Source organism: Rhodanobacter sp. T12-5 (assembly GCF_008329435.1).
Lineage (GTDB): Bacteria > Pseudomonadota > Gammaproteobacteria > Xanthomonadales > Rhodanobacteraceae > Rhodanobacter.
The window spans coordinates 767,192-788,970 of sequence record NZ_NPKN01000001.1 but is presented as its reverse complement, the minus strand read 5'-3'; the positions used below and the strand labels follow the sequence as shown (position 1 = coordinate 788,970).

11 protein-coding genes are annotated in these 21,779 nt (G+C 65.4%); 7 read left to right on the top strand and 4 right to left on the bottom strand.

Going from position 1 to position 21,779, the window contains the following annotated elements; genetic code table 11:
* Window positions 1-25: 25 nt before the first annotated feature.
* Together CIW53_RS03280 and CIW53_RS03275 are read right to left on the bottom strand one after the other, a co-directional pair.
* Window positions 26-1,048 carry an alpha/beta hydrolase-fold protein gene (locus CIW53_RS03280; RefSeq protein WP_149363254.1) on the bottom strand — a complete coding sequence of 341 codons (1,023 nt, stop codon included), beginning with the start codon at window positions 1,046-1,048 and terminating at the stop codon, window positions 26-28.
* 5 nt (window positions 1,049-1,053) lie between these two features.
* On the bottom strand, window positions 1,054-2,676 hold the full coding sequence (locus tag CIW53_RS03275) for an alpha-glucosidase family protein (RefSeq protein WP_149363253.1): 1,623 nt from the start codon (window positions 2,674-2,676) through the stop codon (window positions 1,054-1,056).
* 462 nt (window positions 2,677-3,138) lie between these two features.
* Here CIW53_RS03275 and CIW53_RS03270 point away from each other — a divergent pair, with 462 nt between their 5' ends.
* The 6 genes from CIW53_RS03270 to CIW53_RS03245 all read left to right on the top strand — a co-directional run bounded on the left by CIW53_RS03270 (window position 3,139) and on the right by CIW53_RS03245 (window position 15,872).
* Window positions 3,139-6,045 carry a TonB-dependent receptor gene (locus CIW53_RS03270; RefSeq protein WP_149363252.1) on the top strand — a complete coding sequence of 969 codons (2,907 nt, stop codon included), beginning with the start codon at window positions 3,139-3,141 and terminating at the stop codon, window positions 6,043-6,045.
* 125 nt (window positions 6,046-6,170) lie between these two features.
* A complete protein-coding gene (locus tag CIW53_RS03265; RefSeq protein ID WP_149363251.1) occupies window positions 6,171-7,718 on the top strand; it encodes a tryptophan halogenase family protein in 1,548 nt (515 codons plus the stop codon).
* 79 nt (window positions 7,719-7,797) lie between these two features.
* The gene (locus CIW53_RS03260) at window positions 7,798-9,348 is read left to right on the top strand and encodes an alpha-amylase family glycosyl hydrolase (RefSeq protein ID WP_149363250.1); all 1,551 of its coding nucleotides are present in this window, start codon (window positions 7,798-7,800) and stop codon (window positions 9,346-9,348) included.
* A gap of 202 nt (window positions 9,349-9,550) precedes the next feature.
* A complete protein-coding gene (locus CIW53_RS03255) occupies window positions 9,551-11,926 on the top strand; it encodes a TIM-barrel domain-containing protein (RefSeq protein ID WP_242451751.1) in 2,376 nt (791 codons plus the stop codon).
* A gap of 160 nt (window positions 11,927-12,086) precedes the next feature.
* A complete protein-coding gene (locus tag CIW53_RS03250) occupies window positions 12,087-14,114 on the top strand; it encodes a glycoside hydrolase family 13 protein (protein ID WP_149363249.1) in 2,028 nt (675 codons plus the stop codon).
* 201 nt (window positions 14,115-14,315) lie between these two features.
* Window positions 14,316-15,872, top strand: a complete 1,557-nt coding sequence (locus CIW53_RS03245; protein ID WP_149363248.1) for a glycosyl hydrolase family 39 — start codon at window positions 14,316-14,318, stop codon at window positions 15,870-15,872.
* A gap of 195 nt (window positions 15,873-16,067) precedes the next feature.
* Here the strand turns inward: CIW53_RS03245 and CIW53_RS03240 are convergent, their stop codons facing one another.
* Window positions 16,068-17,660 carry a tryptophan halogenase family protein gene (locus CIW53_RS03240; RefSeq protein WP_149363247.1) on the bottom strand — a complete coding sequence of 531 codons (1,593 nt, stop codon included), beginning with the start codon at window positions 17,658-17,660 and terminating at the stop codon, window positions 16,068-16,070.
* Between the two features lie 172 nt (window positions 17,661-17,832).
* Between CIW53_RS03240 and CIW53_RS03235 the strand changes: the two genes are divergently transcribed.
* Entirely contained in the window at window positions 17,833-20,250 is a 2,418-nt protein-coding gene (locus tag CIW53_RS03235; protein WP_149363246.1) for a TonB-dependent receptor, read from the top strand.
* A 295-nt stretch (window positions 20,251-20,545) separates the two neighbouring features.
* Here the strand turns inward: CIW53_RS03235 and CIW53_RS03230 are convergent, their stop codons facing one another.
* On the bottom strand, window positions 20,546-21,778 hold the full coding sequence (locus tag CIW53_RS03230; RefSeq protein ID WP_149363245.1) for an FtsX-like permease family protein: 1,233 nt from the start codon (window positions 21,776-21,778) through the stop codon (window positions 20,546-20,548).
* Between the last annotated feature and the right edge of the window lies 1 nt (window position 21,779).

The window sequence follows — 21,779 nt, the reverse complement described above, 5'->3', positions numbered from 1 at the left end:
CATCGCCCGCCAGCGGGCTCCTACGTTATTTGACCGGATGCCTGCCGTAGGCCCACAGCAAGAACGGCGGCAGCATCTTTTTCCATGAAGCCTGGTTGTGCACGCCGCCCGGCAACAGGAACAACACCGCGTCGGCATCCGATGACGAATGCTTCGCGGCATCCATGTCGATCGAATAGCCGAGCTGTTTCAGCCCGCGCGCGTGGAAACCATCGGCACCGCGATAGCCTTCCATCAGATCCTGCACGTCGTCGACGGTATCGTTGATGCCGTCGCCATCGCGGTCGCTGGTTTCCTCCGCCGTGCCCACCGCGAACCACATCTTCATGCCGGCGCGCTTGCCGCCGCGGTCGACCATCGCCTGGGCCAGCCGCGTACGCTGCACCGACGCGGCATCGCTGCGATCGGCGGCAAGCCAGAACGAGGGCGAGAACGCGCCGACCCGGCCAAACACTTCCGGATACTGCCAGCCGAGGTTGAACGCATTCAGCGCACCCAGCGACCACCCCAGCATGGTGCGTGCATGTGCGGATCTGCGTGTGCGGTAATGCGCGTCGACATACGGCACCAGCACCGTGGCGACCCACGCGGAATAGTCCTGCGCGCGCGTACCGATCGGGCCGATGCGCGAGCCGCCGACGAGGCTGCGCGAGCTGGCGCGATCGGACAGGCCGTAGCCGCTGGCGCGGTCGGCCAGCATGTCGATCGCCACCACGATCATCGGCTCGATCGCATGCTCGCCATACAGCTGCGCCAGGGTCGCCTGCAGACCCACGGCGGCCATGTCCTGGCCGTCGTTCGCATACAGCACCGGGTAGCGCCGGTTGGCCGCGGCGCCGCTGGCATAACCGGGTGGCAGATAGATCGTGAGCTTGATCCGCTCCGGCGCGAAGGCGCGCGCGTCGAGCTGGAGCGCCTGCGCACTCCAGCCGACCGACGGAACCTGGCCAGCCGACGCGTGATCCGCACGAGACGTCGGGTTCGCACTGGCAATGCCGACGCCGCAAAGCAGCAGCACGCACAGCCATGTCGATCGTGGCAACGTCATGACGCTCAGTCCACGCGTGCGAACCATACGCCGTAGCCGGGCAGCCGCAACCGGTCGCCATGTCGATGGCCTTGCAGCAAGCCGTGGCCGTCCAGCGGCTGCGCCTGGTCGAATCCTGGCGGCAGGCTGATCTCGGTGGCGGCGCTGGCAAGATTGAAAACCACCAATACGGAGACTCCATCCAGACTGCGCGTGAAGGCCAGCACCGGCTCGATGGTGTCGACGAAGCGGATGTCGCCCCAGCGCAATGCCGGCCGCGATTTTCGCCAGTGCATGAACGTGCGAAACCCGTTCAGCACCGAACCCGCATCGCCCTCCTGACGCGACACCGCCAGCGCGCGATGCTCCGGCGGGATCGGCAACCACGGCATGCCATGGCTGAAACCGGCGTGCGCATCAGCGTCGCTCCACGGCATCGGCGTGCGGCACCCGTCGCGACCCTTGAACTGCGGCCAGAATGCGATGCCGTAAGGATCCTGCAGGGCCTCGTACGGCAGCTCCGCCTCGGTCAGGCCCAGCTCCTCACCCTGGAAGACACACACCGAGCCGCGCAGCGAACAGACCATGGCGGTAAGCAGGTTGGCAAGCTGGGGCGACGGTTGGCCGCGCCCCCAGCGCGTCAGCACGCGCTCGACATCGTGGTTGGAGATCGCCCAGCACGGCCAGCCTTCGGTCATCTGTGCTTCCAGCGTCTGCACCGTGCCGCGGATGTGCGCCACGCTGAAATCGGCAGTCAGCAACTCGAAGCTGTAACCCATGTGCAGGCGACCGGCCCGGGTATATTCGGCCATCGTCGCCAGCGAATCCTCCGAGGATATTTCGCCCAGCGCGGCCACGTCCGGATAACGATCCATCAACTCGCGCAGGTCGGCCAGGAAGGTCAGGTTCTCGGGCTGCGTGTTGTTGTAGTGGTGATACTGGAACGCGTACGGATTGTCCGGACTGAAGCCACGGCCGACCCGCTTCTCCTTCGGCTTGGGCGGGTTGTCGCGCAGCCGGCGGTCGTGGAAGCAGAAGTTGATCGCGTCCAGCCGTACGCCGTCCACGCCCTTGTCGAGCCAGAAGCGCACGCTGTCCAGGATCGCCGCGCGCACGTCGGGGTTGTAGAAATTCAGGTCCGGCTGGGAGGTCAGGAAGTTGTGCAGGTAGTACTGCCCGCGGCGCGGCTCCCACTGCCAGGCCGAGCCCCCGAACAGCGACAGCCAGTTGTTCGGCGCGCTCCCGTCGTCCTTCGCATCGGCCCACACGTACCAGTCGGCCTTCGGGTTGGCGCGACTCTCGCGGCTTTCCCGGAACCACGCATGCTCGGCCGAGGTATGACTGAGCACCTGGTCGATCATCACTTTCAGGCCGAGGCCATGCGCCTTGTCCAGCAGCCGGTCGAAATCTGCCAGCGTGCCGAACAACGGATCGACGTCGCGATAATCTGCGATGTCGTAGCCGAAATCCGCCATCGGCGAACGGAAGAACGGCGCGATCCAGATCGCATCGACGCCGAGGCTGGCCACGTAGTCCAGCCGTTCGATGATGCCCGGCAGATCGCCCACGCCGTCACCGTCGGTGTCCTGGAAGCTGCGCGGGTAGATCTGATAGGTGACGGCTCCGCGCCACCAGGGTGCATCACTCATTCGCAAGTTCCTGTGGGTTCTCTGCCCAGTCGCAGCGAACCGCCCGAAGACGGCGCTGTCATGGCTTTCCAGCAGCTTAGCGGCTGTACGTTGACCGGTTGCGACACTGCATACGTATTCATGGGCAACCTTCATCGCAACGCAACATTTTCTTTACCCATGTCGTTTGGACGTCCAAATGAAATTGCCGCAGCCACGCTGAAACACTAGCACGGCAGGGTCTGCCGTCGGCAACGGCGCGCCGGCAACGACTCGCGAAAGCGCAACCAGCGCAAGACCTTCGAGGCGCGTTTGCGATGCATAGCAACACAATGAATACGTATGCAGGAAAGCTTCGGCCGCGAATCGCCGCCCTACCATGGCCCACGTTGACGGCCACGCCAGACGCGTCCGGCAAAGATGTTTGGGGCAACGATCACAACCCACTACAAAAATGACGCGCAACCCTGGGAGGGGATAACGGTGATATTCAAACGTAATGTGCTTGCCTTGGCACTGGCATCGGTCGGCTTCTGCGCGACCTCCGCAACCTACGCGGCCACGCCGCAGCCTGGCCCGGCAAACAGCCCGCAGGCGACCAGCCAGGATGTGCCGCCGGCACAGGACACCACCACCCCCGACGCCAAGACGCGCGCCGAGAAAGCCAAGGCGAAGCAGTTGCAGACCGTCCAGGTCAGCGGCTTCGCCAGCAGCATCGAGAACTCCACCGCGCTCAAGCGCAATGCCTCCAGCATTGTCGAGGCCGTCTCCGCCGAGCAGATCGGCAAACTGCCCGGCGTGAGCATCGCCGACACCCTCGGCCGCCTGCCCGGCCTGGCGGTGCAGACCGTCAGCGGTCGCCCGCAGGTGCTGACCATCCACGGCCTCGGCCCGGACTTCTCCACCGCGCTGGTCAACGGCGGCCAGCAGGTCTCCACATCCAACAACCGCGACGTGCAGTTTGACCAGTACCCCTCGAGCTGGTTCGACAACGTGGTGGTGCACCTGACCCCGCAGGCCAACCTGATCGGCCAGGGCCTCACCGGCACGGTGGACATGCACACCATCCGCCCGTTGGAAAAGAGCGGCCCCGAGGCTGCGGTGAATGCCCATTACATCTGGGACAGCATGTCGCAGCCGGCCAACGGCCCCGGCGTCAGCGACAAGGGTTACAACCTCAACGGCGTGTGGGTGAACCAGTTCGCCAACCACACCCTCGGCGTCACCCTGGGCGTGGACATCGAATCCAACCCGTCGCAGATCCAGCACCAGGGCCCGTGGGGCTATCCGACCGACGCCGACGGCAACGCCGTGATCGGCGGCTCGAAGAACTACGGCATCTCCGATTCGATGAAGCGTCGCGGCTTGCTGGCCACCGTGCAGTGGCAGCCGAACGAGCATTACACCGGCACCGTCGACCTCACCTACGACAACTTCAAGGAAGTGCAGCAGGCCAAGGGCATGGAGTTCCCGCTGTTCTGGGGCAACGCGACACTGCAGCCGGGCGGCAACGTGCAGAACGGCTTCGTGCAGAGCGGCACCTACGACGGCGTCAAGGCGGTCATTCGCAACGACTACAACAGCACCAGCGCCCGCGTCTACAACTTCAACTGGGACAACAAGTTCACCATCAACGAGGACTGGTCGGCCGATCTCGACGCGAACTACTCGCGCGCCACCCGCCGCGACGTCAACCTCGAAAGCTATTCCGGCACCGCCTTCGGCGCGAACAACGGCGCCAGGGACACGCTCGGTTTCGTCGAGCGCAACGACGGCCTGTTCTACGTCACCCCGTCACTGGATTACAGCAACGGCATGGTGCTGACCGATCCGCAGGGCTGGGGCGGCGGCAACGACGTGGTGCAGGCGGGCTTCATCAACGCGCCGCACACCGTCGACTACCTGGCCAACCTGCACCTGGCAGTCGAGCGCAGCTTTTCCAACGGTCCGTTCTCCAGCGTGGAGTTCGGCGTGGCGCACAGCACCCGCAACAAGACCTACAACATCGACCAGAGCTTCCTGACCCTGGGCGGCGGCACGATCAGCGGTGGCAATGCCGTCGAGACCGCGCCGTTCAGCGGCAGCAGCTGCAGCCCGCTGTCGTGGATGGGTGTCGGTGCGCAGACCTGCTACAACCCGTTCGACCTGATCAGGAACGGCACCTTGCAGGAGGTGCCCACCTTCGGCTCGTCACTGTCGATGCCGCCGAACTGGAAGGTGCGCGAGAAGACGTTGACCCCGTACTTCCAGTTCAACCTCGACACCCAGCTTGGCGGCGTCAGCCTGCGCGGCAACGTCGGCGCACAGGCGCAGCACACCTCGCAGCGCGCGGAAGGTGAGCGCGTTGCACCCGGCAGTGCGATCACCGGCAATGCGATCACGCTGATTCCTGTAGTCGGCAGTACCAGCTACACCAAGTTCCTGCCCAGCGCCAACCTGATCTTCGGCTTCGGCGACAACGACGACCTGCGCGTCAGCGCCGCACGTACCCTGGCTCGCCCGCGCATGGATCAGATGAACGCCAGCCTCGGGGTGAGCGGCAACATCACGCACCTGACGTCGACCGATCCGAACCAGGCTTTCTTCAGCGCCTCGGGCGGCAATGCCAAGCTCAAGCCGACCATGGCCGACAACTACAACGTCAGCTACGAGCATTACTTCTCGGGCGGCAACGGGTACGAGTGCAAGGCCAGCGACGCGAAGAACTCGGACGTCTGCCGCAGCGGTGGCGGTGGCTATGTCGCGCTGTCGGGCTACTACCTCAAGCTGTCGGACTACATCAACCCGAACGCGGCCTATCTGTACGACTTCAGCTCGTTCCTGCCGTTCGGTCTGACGCCGGCGCAGCAAGCCCAGTTGGGCACGCCGCTGGGTATCGTCTCCGGCCCGACCAACGACGGCCACGGCTATGTGAAGGGCGCCCAGCTCACCTTGAACCTGCCGTTCAACCTGATCGCGCAGCCGCTGGACGGTTTCGGCATGATCCTCACCGGCAACCGCACCAACAGCTCGCTGGTCTTCGCCGGCAACAGCAACCCGATCACCGTGCCAGGCCTGTCGAAGTGGGTCGCCAACGGCACGATCTACTACCAGCACGGAGGTTTCGAGGCCCGCGTCAGCGACAGCTACCGCTCCAGCTTCCTGGGCGAGGTGTCGGGCATCAGCGCCTCGCGCATCGAGCAGACCATCAAGGGCGGCAGCAGCTATGACGCCCAGGTGAGCTACTCGTTCGACAGCGGCGCGCTCAAGGGCCTGACCCTGATCGCGCAGGGTTCCAACCTGTCCAACAAGACCTTCATCACTTACCAGAACAACGATCCCCGCCAGGTGCAGACGTGGGAGCGTTACGGTCGCCGGTTCGATATCGGCGTGTCGTACAAGTTCCAGTAAGCCCCACCAAATGTGACTCCCCTGATGCCCCGCTGCGCTCTGTCCAGCGGGGCTTTTTTTCCTGATCCGCGCATCCGCGACCGTGGTTGCGCGAGAACGAAAACGGCATGCGCAGGAGCCATGACATGAACGATCCACGCATCCGCCATGTCGTCATCGTCGGCGGAGGCACCGCCGGCTGGATGACGGCGGCACTGCTTTCCCAGGCACTCGGCTCGCAGGTGCAGATCCGGTTGGTCGAATCCAGCGAGATCGGCATCGTCGGCGTGGGCGAGGCGACCATTCCGCAGATACGCCACGTCAGCAAGTTCCTCGGTATCGACGAGGACGAACTGCTCAAGGCCAGCCGCGGCACGATCAAGCTCGCGGTGCAGTTCAACGACTGGCGCCGGATCGGCGATACCTACCTGCACGCCTTCAGCGACGTCGGCCTGCCGCTGGGCCTGGCCGGCTTCCAGCACTATTGGTTGCGCGACCTGCAGGAACGCACCAGTGACGCGAGCGCCGGAGCGGCCAGCCGCCGCGGGAATTCCGTGCCCGACCTGTGGGCGTACTCGATCAACGCACAGGCGGCCAACCTCAACCGTTTCGCGCGCATGGACAAGGTCGGCGACAGTCCGCTCACCGGCATCCGCTACGCCTACCACTTCGACGCCGCGCGGTTCGGCCAGCTGCTGCGTCGGCATGCCGAGCAACGCGGCGTGGTGCGCACCGAGGGCAAGGTGGTCGACGTGGCGTTGCGCGAGATCGACGGCTTCATCGAATCGATACGGCTGGAAAGCGGCGAGACCGTCGCCGGCGACCTGTTCATCGACTGCTCGGGCTTCCGCGGCCTGCTGATCGAGGGCGCGCTGAAGACCGGCTACGACAGCTGGCAGCACTGGCTGCCCTGCGATCGTGCGGTGGTGATCGCCAGCGAACACGGCGACACGATCCGCCCATACACCCAGGCCAGTGCGCAAAAGGCGGGCTGGCAATGGCGTATTCCGCTGCAGCACCTGGACAGCAACGGCCACGTCTACTGCAGCCGCCACGTCAGCGACGACGAGGCCACGGCCACCCTGCTCTCGCACCTGGAAGGCCCGGCGCTGGACGAGCCGCGCCAGCTGCGCTTCCACACCGGCATGCGCAAGAACGTGTGGAACCGCAACTGCATCGCGATGGGCCTGGCCAGCGGTTTCATCGAGCCGCTGGAATCGACCAGCATCCACCTGATGCAGTCCGCCGTCGGCCGCCTGCTGACGATGTTTCCGGACAAGAACTTCGACCCCTCGCTGGTCGCCGAGTACAACCGGCAGACCCGTTTCGAATACGAGCGCACACGCGACTTCATCGCCCTGCACTACCACGCCACCGAACGCGACGACACCGAGTTCTGGCGGCAATGCGCGACGATGGAACTGCCCGAGGGCCTGGCGCACCGGATCGAGCTGTTCCGCCAGAGCGGCCACGTCTTTCGCGACGGCGAGGAACTGTTCACCCCGATGGGCTGGCTGCAGGTGATGATCGGCCAGGGCATCCAGCCGGTCCGCTATCACCCGCTCGCCGACGGACTGTCGCAGGTGCAGCTCGACGGCTTTCTCACCGACATACGCACCCTGGTCGAGCGCGCCGTGGCGACCATGCCGGAGCATGCCGAATTCATCGCCCGCCATTTCAAGGCGGACAGTTGACCTGCCTCGACAGACACCGGCAGTACGAAAGCTGCAGGCCGTGCGCCGGACCGTTCTTCGCTTGCCGCAGGAGACCCTGATGATTCGTCGTTCCTTGCTTGCCCTGCTCGTCCTGCTGGCCCCCTGTGCGATGCTGCCCGCGACGGCGGCGCCTGCGGCGAACCCGTCATCCCGGCCGGCATCCTCCGGCGTCTGGTACGAAATCTTCGTGCGCAGCTGGGTCGATACCGACGGCAACGGCATCGGCGATCTCAACGGCGTCACCGCGAAACTCGATTACCTCAAGTCGCTCGGCGTCAGCGGCATCTGGCTGATGCCGATCAACCCCTCGCCCAGCTACCACGGCTACGACGTCACCGACTACTACGCGATCAATCCGCAGTACGGCACGATGGCCGATTTCCAACGGCTGCTGCGCGAAGCACACAAGCGCCACATCAAGGTGATCATCGACCTGGTGATCAACCACACCAGCGACCAGCACCCGTGGTTCAAGGCCGCGCGCGATCCCGCCAGTCCGTATCACCGCTGGTACAGCTGGGCCGGCCCGCATACCGACCTGCACGCCGCGGACGCCGCCGGCGCGCAGGGCTGGCACGCACTCGGCGATGCGTACTACCTGGGCGACTTCTCCGCCAACATGCCGGACCTCGACTACGACACGCCGGCGGTGCGCAAGGAGATGGTCAAACTCGGCCAGTACTGGCTGAAGAAGGGCGTCGACGGTTTCCGTCTCGATGCCGCCCAGCACATCTACTACGACTTCAAGGCGGACATGGACAATCCGCTGACGCTCAAGAAGAACCTTGCCTGGTGGTCCGAATTCCGGCGCGGCCTGGATGCAGTCAATCCCGCGGCCTACGTCGTCGGCGAGGTGACCCGCGATTCCGCCGAAGCGCTGGCGCCGTATTTCAAGCCGCTCAGTGCGGTGTTCGACTTCCCGCTGGCGGTGCAGCTGATCGACAGCGCGCGCAACGAACGCGCCGGCAAACTCGGCGCCCTGCTCGCGCGCACCGATGCCGCCTACCGCAAGGTCGCCGGCAAGTCGGGCGTGGATGCGCCGTTCCTGTCCAACCACGACCAGGAACGGGTGATGAGCCAGCTCGACGGCAACCCGCAGCACATGCGCATGGCCGCCGCGATGTTGCTCACCCTGCCCGGCCAGCCGTTCGTCTACTACGGCGAGGAGCTGGGCATGCGCGGCAAGAAGCCCGACCCCGACCTGCGCGAACCGATGCGCTGGCATCGCGACCCGCATGGCGCGGGCGAGACGCGCTGGAAGACATTCAGCGCCGGCGACGGCCCCGCCGTCTCGGTGGATGCCGAGCGAGAGGCCGACGACTCGCTGCTGCGCTATTACACGATGCTGATCCATTGGCGCATCGCGGTGCCCACGTTGCGCGACGGCGCGATCCACGAGTACGCCATGACCAACCCGCACATCGCCGCATGGCAGCTCGACGACGCCGACAGCCACGTGCTGGTACTGCACAACCTGTCCGGCCAAGCGCAGGACGTAGCGCTGGACGACAGCCGTTTCAGCAAGGTGCTGCTGCACAGCCAACCCGGCACCACGCTGCAGCATGGCCGGCTGGAGATACCGGCCTACGCGACGGCGGTACTGCAATGAGCAGCCAGGCTGCGAAGTGCCTCGTCCCCCCATCGTCATTCCCGCGCAGGCGGAAATCGCACTGGCTTCGCGCGTTGCCGGCAGCATCCGATTGCGTGACGAGAGCGTGCCAACCGGCAGTTTTGCTCAAAAGCGATTCCCGCCTGCGCCGGAATGACAGCCGTGGAAATCAAAGCATCGCGGGAGTGATGGAATGACGGAAATGAATCGATCGACACGCCGCATCCGGTTCGCGATGGCCGCAAGTTGGTGGCTCGGCCTCGCGCTGGCACCACTCGGCGCGACCGCCGCCACATCACCGCCGCCGAAGGACCCCACCGTGGCACGCACGTCCACTCATGCCATCACGATCGACCTCGGCACCAACCGTTTGGACGTCCAGTTCGTTGCGGCAGGCATCGTGCATGTCCAGTTCAAGCCCGACGGACAGGCCAGTGCGGCCGCGCTGGTACTCGACCCCGCGCTCAATCTGCCGGCGTTCGACGCGGTCCGCCGCGACGCCAGCGCAGGCATGCCGCAGCTTGCCACCGAACAGGGCTCGATTCGCTGGGATCCGCAGCACCGGCAGTTGCGGATCGACGACGCACAACAGCATCCGCTGCTGCGTCTGGACATCGCTGCACTGGACCACGGCAAACTGATTGCCCACCACGCCGCGTCCGACCCGCTGTATGGCATCGGCGGCTACAACGCGACCGAGGATGCCAGCGCCGGCCTGTTGCGCAAGGGCAACCAGGTAGCCGACGCCGGCGAGCAAGGCCATGCCGGCGCACCGTTTGTATGGAGCACCGCCGGCTACGGCATCCTGCTCGACAGCGACGGCGCCACGTTCAAGCTGCAACCCGGCACGGTCGGCGCCAGCGCTACCGGGCGCACCCATCCGGACGTCTATATCCTGCTCGGTACGCCGTCCCGGATCTTCACCTCGCTGGCCCGGCTCAGCGGCCAGTCGCCGCTGTTCCCGAAGTGGGCGATGGGTTTCACCAACAGCCAGTGGGGCATCGACCAGAAGGAGCTGCTGCAGATCGTCGACACCTACCGCACCAAACACATTCCGATCGACAACATCACGCTGGACTTCGACTGGAAGGCCTGGGGCGAGGACAACTACGGCGAGTTCCGCTGGAATGCCACCAAGTTCCCGGATGGCCCCAGCGGCGCCTTGAAGAAGCAACTGGACGCTCGCGGAATCCGGTTGGCCGGCATCATGAAGCCGCGCATCCACGTCGATACGGTGGAAGGACGCTACGCCAGCGCCCACGATTTCTGGGTGCCGGGCGAAGCGGTCAGCGACGATTACTTCTCGCACAAGCCGGTAAAGAACATCGACTTCGACCTGCCCGCCGCACGCCGCTGGTTCGGCGACCTGGCAGTCAAATATGGCTACGACCACGGCCTCGTCGGCTGGTGGAACGACGAGGCGGACACCACCGGCAGCGACACCGAATTCATGAACATGCAGCGGGCGCTTTACGACAGCCAGCGCGCCGTCTCCAACGAACGCGTGTGGTCGATCAACCGAAACTTCTGGCTCGGCTCGCAGCGCTACGCCTACGGCCTGTGGTCCGGCGACATCCCCACCGGCTTCGCCAGCATGGCCGGCCAGCGCGCGCGGATGCTCAGCGCGATCGACGTGGGCGCGATGCAATGGGGCATGGACGGCGGCGGCTTCAAGGACGGCACGCCGACGCCGGAGAACTACGCGCGCTGGATCCAGTTCGGCGCATTCACGCCGATCTTCCGCGTGCACGGCGAGTTCGGCCAGAAGCGCCAGCCGTGGGTGTACGGCCCGGTCGCGGAGAAGGCCGCAACCGCTGCGATACGTCTGCGCTACGCGCTGATCCCATACATCTACAGCTACGCCCACCGTCATCACGTCGATGGCCTCGGCCTGGTGCGCCCGCTGCTGTTCGACTGGCCGCACGATCGGCACGTGCGCAACGACGTCGACAGCTGGCTGTTCGGCGACTGGCTGCTGGTCTCGCCGGTGGTCGCGCAAGGCCAGACCGCGAAAGACATCTACCTTCCGTCCGGACGCTGGACCGACTGGTTCAGCGGCAAGGTCTACAACGGCGGCCAGACCATCCACCTGGCGGTGGACAGCAAACATTGGAGCGACATTCCGCTGTTCATCCGCGACGGCGCGATCATCCCGACCCAGTCGGTGATGGACTACGTCGGCGAACATCCGGTGACCCAGCTCGACGTCGACGTGTTTCCCGCCGCCCGGCGCACGCAGTTCGACTACTACGACGACGACGGCACTACCTACGACTACGAACACGGCATGTACTTCAGCCAGTCGCTGGCGGTGCAGCGACGCGGCCACATCGTGCAGTTCGACATCGGTGCCGCTCGCGGCAGTTTCAAACCGGCGCTGAAGTTCTACCTGCTGAAGATCCACGGCGGCACCGCCGGCAAGGTCGACGGCGCGCTGAAATTCTTCGACAGCCTCGACGCGCTGGAAGGCAGCGGCGGCGAGGGCTGGGCCAGTGGCGCCGATCGCTACGGCGATGTCACCTGGGTCCGCGTGGCAGCGGCCCAGGCGACGAATATCACGCTCGACATGCAGCAGTAAACCAGCCCACAAGTTCCCGTGGGAGCGACTTCAGTCGCGATGCTCTTGCAAGACGTCAATCAGGGCATCGCCACTGAGGCCGCTCCCACAGGGCATCCGGTCCCGCGCACCACCGTGCACCTCGGACCAGCGTATCCACTCACCTGCGGAGGGATGTTCGATGAGCCACCAAGGCAACGCGAAACACGGTTCGAAATCCACAATGGCGTATGCACTCGGCGCCGCGCTGGCGCTCTACGCCCTGCCCGCCCTGCACGATCAGGCGCGGGCCTCCAGCAACGACAACAACGTGGAATGGAGCGGACTGTTCCACGACCAAGGCCCGCTCTACGACAACCACGTCGAGCCGACCTCCGCCCAGGCGGTCACGCTGACCCTGCGCACCTTCAAGGGCGACATCAGCAGCGCCAACATCAAGTACTACGACAGCGCGGACGGCGCATTCCACTGGGTGGCGATGAGCTGGACGGCGAACGACCCCACCGGCAACTTCGACTACTGGAAGGGCACCGTACCGGCCAGCGCCTCGAAGAAGTACTACCGCTTCCAGATCAACGACGGCAGCGCCACCGCCTGGCTCAATGCCGCCGGCATCACTTCCGCCGAGCCGTCCTCCGGCGACTTCTTCATCCTGCCCGGCTTCACCACGCCGGCGTGGATGAAGAACGGCGTGATGTACCAGATCTTCCCGGACCGCTTCTACAACGGCAGCACCGCCAACGACGTCGGCAACGGCCAGTACACCTACGCCGGCTGCGCCACCGAGAAGCATGCCTGGGGGTCGAGCGTGGTGGCCAACGTCAGCGGCTGCAATACCGCCGTGTTCTTCGGCGGCGACCTGGTCGGCATCGACCAGAAGCTCGGCTACATCAAGAACACCGTCGGCGCCGACATCATCTATCTCAACCCGGTCTTCCTCTCGCCGAGCAACCACAAGTACGACACCGAGGACTACATGACGGTGGACCCGGCGTTCGGCAGCAACAGCACGCTGCAGACGCTGAGCGCCGACATCCACAGCACCAGCAACGGACCGAAGGGTTACCTGGTGCTCGACGGCGTGTTCAACCACACCGGCGACACCCACAAGTGGTTCGACCGCTACAACTGGTGGACCAGCATCACCGGCGCCTACGAGTCGCAGTCCAGTCCGACCTACGGCTACTACACCTTCCAGAGCTGGCCCAATACCTACTCGGCCTTCTTCGGCTTCTCCAGCATGCCCAAGCTGGACTACGGCGCCAGCGGCTCGGTGGTGCGCAACGCGATCTACGGCAGCACCAGCTCGGTGGTGAAGACCTACCTGAAGTCGCCCTATTCGATCGACGGCTGGCGCCTCGACGCGGCGCAGTACCTCGACGCCGGCGGCGGCAACGGCAGCGACGCCACCAACCACCAGATCATGGCCGAGCTGCGCAGCGCGGTGAAATCGGTCAACGCCAACGCGGATATCCTCGGCGAGTTTTGGGGCAACGCCGGTCCATGGACCAGCGGCGGCGACCAGTGGGACGGCGCGATGAACTACGACGGCTTCACCCAGCCGGTGTCGGAGTGGATCACCGGCAAGGACTACGGCGGCAACGCGGCGAGCATCCCGGTCTCGCAGTTCGACAGCTGGCTGCACGGCACCCGCGCGAACTACCCGACCAACGTGCAACAGGCGATGAGCAACTTCCTCAGCAGCCACGACATCACCCGCTTCGGCAACCGCGCCGGCGGCGACATCTGGAAGACCTACCTCGCCCTGTTCTTCCAGATGACCTATGTCGGCACGCCCACGATCTACTACGGCGACGAGTACGGCATGCAGGGCGGCGCCGACCCGGACAACCGGCGCACCTTCGACTGGAGCACCGGCAGCATCACCAACAGCGCGGTGGCGCTGACCCAGAAACTGACCACGATCCGCAACGCCTACCCGGCGCTGCGCACCGGCTCGTTCATGACCCTGCTCACCGACGATGCCAACAAGCTGTATGCCTATGGCCGTTTCGACGCGACCAACCGCATCGCGGTGGCGCTGAACAACGACAGCGTCTCGCACACCATCACGGTGCCGGTGTGGCAGCTCAGCGTAACCAACGGCAGCCATCTCACCGAGCTGATCTCGGGCACGCAGTACACCGTGCAGAACGGCCAGGTCAGCGTGACGGTGAACGGCCATTACGGGGCGATCCTGGCCCAGTAGGCCGGTTTCATGGCGGCGGGGCGGATTCGCCCCGCCGCCGCGGGATCGCTTTCGACCCCACGGAATCCCGGTGGCGGATGACTGGACTCGGTCCCCGACGTGTAGGAAACTCCACCTCGATGTAAACGTTTACATCCTGATGGTTGCAGGCCTTGCCCGACTCCTTCCCGGGCCACACCACGCGTCGAACAGGACCCCGCCATGACTCTTTCCGCACAGTTACGCAACCTGGCCCTGGCCGTTTGCGCCACCGCCCTGCTGTTCACCAGTGCGGCCAGCGCCGCGCCGCCCGCGGCGACCACCACCCAGTTGCGCATCGACGCCAGCGCGAAGGGCGTGGCGTTCCCGCACTTCTGGGAACAGATGTTCGGCTCCGGCCGCGCCGCGCTCTCGCTGCGCGACGACTACCGCAAGGATCTGGACGCGGTGCACCAGGCCACCGGCTTTGGCTATATCCGCTTCCACGGCATCCTCGATCACGACGTGGGCCTGGTGCAGCGCGACGCGCAGGGCCGCATCTCCTACAACTTTTCCTACATCGACCAGATCTACGACGGCCTGCTCGAACACGGCGTCAAACCCTTCGTCGAACTCGGCTTCATGCCGCCGGAGCTGACCTCCGATCCGAAGGCGCTGCAGGCGTTCTGGTACCAGCCCAACGTCGCGCCGCCGAAGGACTATGCCGAGTGGGACGCGATGATCGGCGCACTGGCCAGGCACCTGGTCGAGCGCTACGGCATCGACGAGGTGGCGAGCTGGTATTTCGAAGTGTGGAACGAGCCGAACATCGGCTTCTGGACCGGCACGCCGGCGCAGTCCACCTACTTCACCCTGTACGACCACACCGTGCGCGCGCTCAAGGCGGTCAATCCGCGCCTGCGCGTGGGCGGCCCCAGCACCGCGCAGGCCGCGTGGATCCCGGCCTTTCTCAAGCATGCGAAAGACGACAACGTACCGGTGGATTTCGTCAGCACCCACGTCTACGGCGACGACACCGCCGACAACGTGTTTCACACCAGCGAGAACATCCCGCGCGCCGACATGGTCTGCCGTGCCGTGGACAAGGTGCACAAGGAAATCGCCGCCTCGCCCTACCCGAAGATGCCGCTGGTGTTCAGCGAATACAACGCCAGCTACGCCAACCTGCCCAACGTCACCGACACCGTGTTCATGGGCCCGTGGATGGCCAACACCATCCGCGAATGCGCCGGCAAGGTCGAGATCATGAGCTACTGGTCGTTCTCCGACGTGTTCGAGGAACAGGGTATCGTGCGCAACCCGTTCTACGGCGGCTTCGGCCTGATCGCCGCCGACCGCATCGACAAGCCCGCGTTCAACGCATTCGCCATGCTGCACAAGCTCGGCGGCACGCGCCTCGCGGTGAAGTCCGATTCGGCCCTGGTCACCAGGCGCGCCGACGGCACCGTGGTCATCGCGCTATGGAACTACGCTCCGCCCGTCGGCAACACCGCCAGCTACACGCCGGGCCGACCCGTCGGCACGCCGAAACACTTCAGCCTCGACATGCGCCACCTGCCGGCCGACGCTCATGCCACCGTCTGGCGACTCGATGAAACCCACGGCAACGCCGTCGCTGCATTCGACCAGATGGGCCGCCCCGACTTCCCCAGTCGCCAGCAGATCGCCCAGCTGCGCGAAGCCGGCAAGCTGGCCGCGCCGGAAACGATCGATGTGCGCGACGGCAAGCTCGCGATCGACGTGCCGGTGCAGGGGCTGGTGGTGATCGAGCTGCGTTGAGGCGGCTTGCACCACGGCCATCCCTTTCAGGGCCAGGACGTATGAAGCCGCGACGACCACATGAAACCACCCCGCAGGAGCCCGCCCGCGGGCGATGCTCCTGCCCTGAATCTCCATTCGGGTGGATCGGAACAAGACCATCGCCCGCGAGCGGGCTCCTGCGACGAATGCATCGCACGTTCGGCTACGCCGGGATCACGCAACACGTTCGGCGGTCTCGCTGTCTTCCTGCCCGACCCGCTCGGCATGTTCGCGACATAGCTGCTCGACCAGCGCGCGATGGTCGGGCAGGTCGTTCAACGCATGGCCGGCCATCTGCCGGATCATCGCGAACTCGCGCTGCGCCGCCTCCATCTGCGGATAGGCGCTGCGCATCGGTTCGAGATCGGTCTTGAATTCCATGCCGTACAGCACGTACTGCCAGCTGGCCGGCAGGAACATCTCCAGGTCGGTGACGAAGTCCAGCCGGTGCGGCGGGCGGTGGCGCCAAAGCGCCAGGCGGTCCTGCAGGGTCTGCGGGATGCTGGCGGGATCGGTGTTGTCGATCCAGAACGCGTGGTCGCGGCGCTGCGACAGGCAGTAGTGCATCTTGATGAAGTCGATGATGCGCTCGTAGCGCGCGACCATCATTTCGTTGAAACGGCGCGCGGTGCGTTCCATGTCGTCGACGTCGCCTGGCAGCAGGTGGGTGATCAGGTAGGCGGCCAGTTCGACCAGGGCGATGCCGGTGGATTCCAGCGGCTCGACGAAGCCGCCGGCCAGGCCCACCGCCACGCAGTTGCGGCGCCAGTGCTCCGGCCGGTGGCCGGTCTCGAACTTGATGTGCAGCGCGTCGAGTCCGGCCGCCTGATCGCCCACGTAATCGCGGATCACGGCTTCCGCGCGGGTCGCGTCGGTATGCCGCGACGAATAGACGTAGCCGATGCCGCGCCGCTTGCGCAGCCCGATGTCCCAGATCCAGCCGGCTTCCTGCGCGGTGGCGCGCGTGAACGGCAGGATCGGCGCGTCCGGACGCGGGTACGGCACCTGCAGTGCCACCGCGCGGTCGGCGAACAGTACGTCGCGCCGACTGTGGAACGGCGACTGCATCACGCTGCCGATCAGCGCGCCGCGCAGGCCGGTGCAATCGACGTAGAGGTCCGCGCTCAGCTCGCCGATTTCCCTGGTGACGATGCGCGCGATCGCCCCGGATTCGTCGAGCTCGGCACGTTCCACCGTAGCCAGGTGACGCCTGACGCCCAGGCTCTGGCCATGCTCGGCCAGCACGGCGGCGAAGCAGGCGGCGTCGAAGTGGTAGGCGTGGTTCAGCGGCCCCTGGTAATCGGGATCGCCGGCGCGCTTCGGTGCGCGGCCATGCTCGACCACGTGCGCCTGCATGCTCACCGCTTCGGCGAACCGCGTGCCCGCGGGTGCGCCGCCGAGCAGCCAGTAAGGCAGCAGCTCCGGGCTGCCGCTGCGCTGGCTGGGCTGGTTGAACGGGTGGAAGAAACGGTCCGGCCCGGGTTCGCCGGGCGCGCGCACCCAGTTCACGTACTGGATGCCCTGCTTGTACGTCGCGCTGGCGCCGACCAGGAAACGGCGCTCGTCCAGGCCGATCGCGGCCAGGGTGCCGCGGATCGACGGGAACGTGGCCTCGCCCACGCCGAGCAGGCCGATGTTCGGCGACTCGACCAGCTCGACCCGGATGCTGCCCGGGGCCGCGCTGTTCAGCGCCTTGGCCAGGTAACAGGCCGTCAGCCAGCCGGCCGTACCGCCGCCCACCACCAGAATCTTCTGAATACGTGCCATTTCCCGTCCTCCCCGCTTTGCTGCGCAGCAACAAGCCAATCGTGAAATTTCGCAGTAGGATCGGCCCCTATGACAGCGCTGTCATAAAAATTGACAGCGCTGTCATGTACAGACTACCGCATGTCCATGACCACTGCATCGCATGTCCACGACGATTTGGGGAGAGGGTGAAATGAAACTACGCTACTCGGCACTGTACGTCGCCATGACCGCCATATTTGCCACGGGTGCCGTCCATGCCGCAGGGCAGGATGCGACCCCGGACACGAGCACGCCAAAGACGGCGACGACCAAGAAAGTCCAGGACCTGGACGCCATCCAGGTCACCGCCACCAAGCGCGAGACGCCGCTGCAGAAAACGCCGGTCGCGATCAGCGCGATCGGCGGCGATACGCTGGACAAGGAACGGGTGATGACCGTGCAGGACATCACCAAGCTGGTGCCGGGTTTCCAGGCCACCTCGCAGGGCGACCACGGCGTGGTCACCCTGACCATGCGCGGCATCGGCAACGACAGCGCCAAGACCGAATACGCCGACCCGGAAGTGGCGATGTTCATCGACGGCGTGTACTCGCCGCGCCCGGAAGCGGCCGCCGGCCTGTTGCTGGACATCGACAGCGTGGAAGTCCTGCGCGGCCCGCAAGGTACGCTGTGGGGTCGCAACTCCACCGCCGGCGTGGTCAATTTCCAGACCGCCAAGCCGGACCTCAGCGGCTTCTACGGCAACGCGCAAATCGAGGCCGGCAGCTACAGCCATGTCGGCACCCGCGCCATGGTGAACCTGCCGATCAGCAGCACGTTCGGCATGCGCGTGGCGATCGCGCAGGAGCAGCACGACGGCTACGTGGATTACCAGAACCCGTCGAAGCAACTGCCCTCGCTCGCCCAGCAGCAGGCCGCGTATCTCGCCAGCGGCGGCAGCCTGGCCACGTTCCAGCCGATCAACGCCAGCGACTACGTCACCGGCGGCGACAAGTACAACGCGCAGGACCAGAGCGCGGCGCGCGTCAGCGCACTGTGGCAGCCCAGCGATGCATTCACCTGGAACCTGTCCTGGGAATACTTCCGCGATCGCGGCACGCCCGGCATGAGCCTGATGCAGCAGCCGCGCGCCGGACAGGATTTCTGGTCGGCGCTGATCGACACCGCGCCCTACCTGAAGCGCGACTCCAACACGGTGCGCAGCCGGATGGATTTCAAGATCGGCGATTCGATGACGCTGAGCTACGTCGCCGGCTTCAACCGTTTCTCCGGCAAGAGCAACTTCGACCAGGACAACGGCGCGCAGGTGCCGACCAGCTTCACCACCGGCGCGCCCTACCAGGCCGACCGCACCAACTTCTCCAACTACAAGAACTACAGCCACGAGCTGGACCTGAAATCGACCGGCGACAACGCGGTGGACTGGATCCTCGGCGCCTACTACGCGGCGGAGGACAACAACATCCGCTTCGATATCCCGATTCTCAACGGCACCTCGCAGGGTACGGTGTCCTGGCAGGGCTCGTTCATCCAGCCGAAGGAGACGGTGGAGTCCAAGGCGTTCTTCGGTCAGGCCACCTGGCACATCACCGACGGCCTGCGCCTGACCGGCGGCGCGCGCTGGTCCAACGACACCAAGAAGAACGAGGGCGGCCGCGGCTGGGGCTGGGCCTACGATCCGACCGTGCCGCAGGTGCCGATCTCGCCGGACGTCGAACCGGGCAACGTGGGCTTCAACGTATCCACCGTCAACGACGCGAAGTACGACAAGAGCAAGGTCACCTGGCTGGCGCGGCTGGATGGCGACGTGGGCCAGCACGGCCTGCTGTATGCCAGCGTATCCACCGGCTACAAGTCCGGCGGCACCCAGGACGCCGGCACGCTGTACGAGCCGGAGACGCTGACCAACTACGAAGTCGGCTCCAAGTTCAGCTTCCTCGACGGCCACCTGACCTGGAACAGCGCGATCTACTACGAGCAGTTCAAGAACTTCCAGCTGGCTGCGCCGATCACCTACCCCGACGGCAACCGCGGACTGGGCTTCTCCAACGTCAAGGGCACCACCAAGGTGATGGGCTTCGAATCCGAGCTGGCGCTTTCGGGCCAGAACGACCGGCTCAACCTGGTGTTCTCGGCGATCCCGAAGAAGGAGCTGGGCACGCTCAAGTACGCCGGCAGCAACGACTACCAGGGCCTGCCCGCCTGCGACCCGGCGTCCGGCATCAGCAACTGCGTCGACGTCAGCGGCAACGACCTGCCGCACGCGCCGAACACCTCGCTCACCGCGATCTACGAACACGATTTCCACCTGCCCAACGGCGGCCGCCTCACCCCGCGCATCTCCGCGCAATACCAGAGCGCGCAGTGGCTGAGCACGTTCAACCTGGGCGACGGCGACAAGCAGAAGGCCTACGGCCGCGGCGACATCTCGCTGCGCTACTCCGAGCCGCAGGACCGCTGGTGGGTCTCGGCCTACGTGCAGAACGTCACCGACGGCAAGGTCCGCACCAGTGCCGACCGCTTCACCACCGCGGACGGCGGCTTCATCTACACCTCGCAATACCTGCCGCCACGCACCTACGGCGTCGACGTCGGCGTGTGGTTCTAGGTTTCAGGTTACCTCTGGCGACGTGACCCCTCCCCTCGGTCGCCACTGGATGCCCCGGCAACGGGGCATCCTTTTTTTATGCGCGAGAGGTTCGATCCGTCGACGTTGCAAGGCGGACACCGTCCGTCGCTCCCGAGTGATTGAAGACGTTTGGCGATTCCGCTCGTGCTCGGGGCCTGTGAATGGTGGCTCTCGCTTCCCCCGCGAAGCAGGGGGAAGTCACCCTACCCCCGATAACACGGGCTAATCATCCTTCTCCTTCACCGATGCCTCGCCGCTGGATCCGCCTCCAGGTTCAATCGCCCCTCGTCGCCACCACCGGCGGCACGGCGGCGGCACGAAGCGCGGGACCGAGCACGGCGAGCTGGCCGATGGCCCACAGAGCCAACGCGCCGACCGGCAAGTAGATGCCGGGCAACCGCGGCAATTCGTAGCGCATCATCAAGAGCAGGTTGATGCCGTAGGGCAGCGCCATTCCCAGCGCAATACCGATTGTCGCCAGCAGGAAGTTCTCCGTCTGGAAGTAATGCAGGATGTTGCCGCGGGTGGCACCGAGAGCGCGGCGCACGCCGATGGTGCGGCGGCGCTGCCCAACCCAGAAGCTGGCCAGTCCGGCAATACCCAGCGCGGTGACGAGCAACAGCGCCGCGATAACCCCAGCCAGCATGCCGGCCATGGCCCGGTCGTCTTGGAAGTACCCATGGCGTAGTTCGTCATAGGTGCGCTGCTCCAGCACGATGCGATTGGGATCGAGGCGCTTGAGCGCAGCCAGTGCGGATTTCAGCACCTGCTCGCGATCCCCCGTGGTGGTTCGAATCACATAGCTTCCGCCCTCCGTCGCGGTCAGGCGTATCGGAAACACGATGCTGTTCTGGGCGCCCATCTGCAGCGAGTCCGGCCGTGCCAGTGGCGAGCTCACGCCGACCACCTGCATCGGTATGTCGTTGCCAAAGTAGATCGTCTTGCCCAGCGCGTTCTGGCCCGGCCACAGACGCGCGGCGACTGGCTGATCGATGATTACGGTGTGCGGCAGATTTTTCATGTCGCCACTGTGCAACGCGGGCAGCGCGGTTTTCAGGTCGACCAGTTCGTCGGGCTGAAAATCTCGCCCCGAAATCAGCCGTACACCCAGCGTAGCCAACAGGTTCTGGCCGTAATAGCTGGCCACTTCGAGCGAGGTCTTTTGCTGTTGAGGAAGCAGCTTGATGCCGCTGTTGGACATGGAATAACCACTCAGCGGCAACTGGTTTGCCAGCGCCACCGCCTGCACCCCGGCGATCTGCCGCAGTGTCGCCAGATCGGTTTGAGCCTGCGCATAGGCATTCGGTCGATCGCCGATGTACGCAAACCTTATCTGCAGCAGTTCGTGCTCGGCGATGCCGCTGGGAATGTCGATCTGCTGCAGGCGTTGATGGATCAGGAACACCGCGTTGCACACGATGGCGCAGGTCAGCGCAATCTGCAGGATCAACAGCGATGCGGTGATCTTGTGCCGGCGCAGGGTGGACAGAATCGGTCGGATATCCATG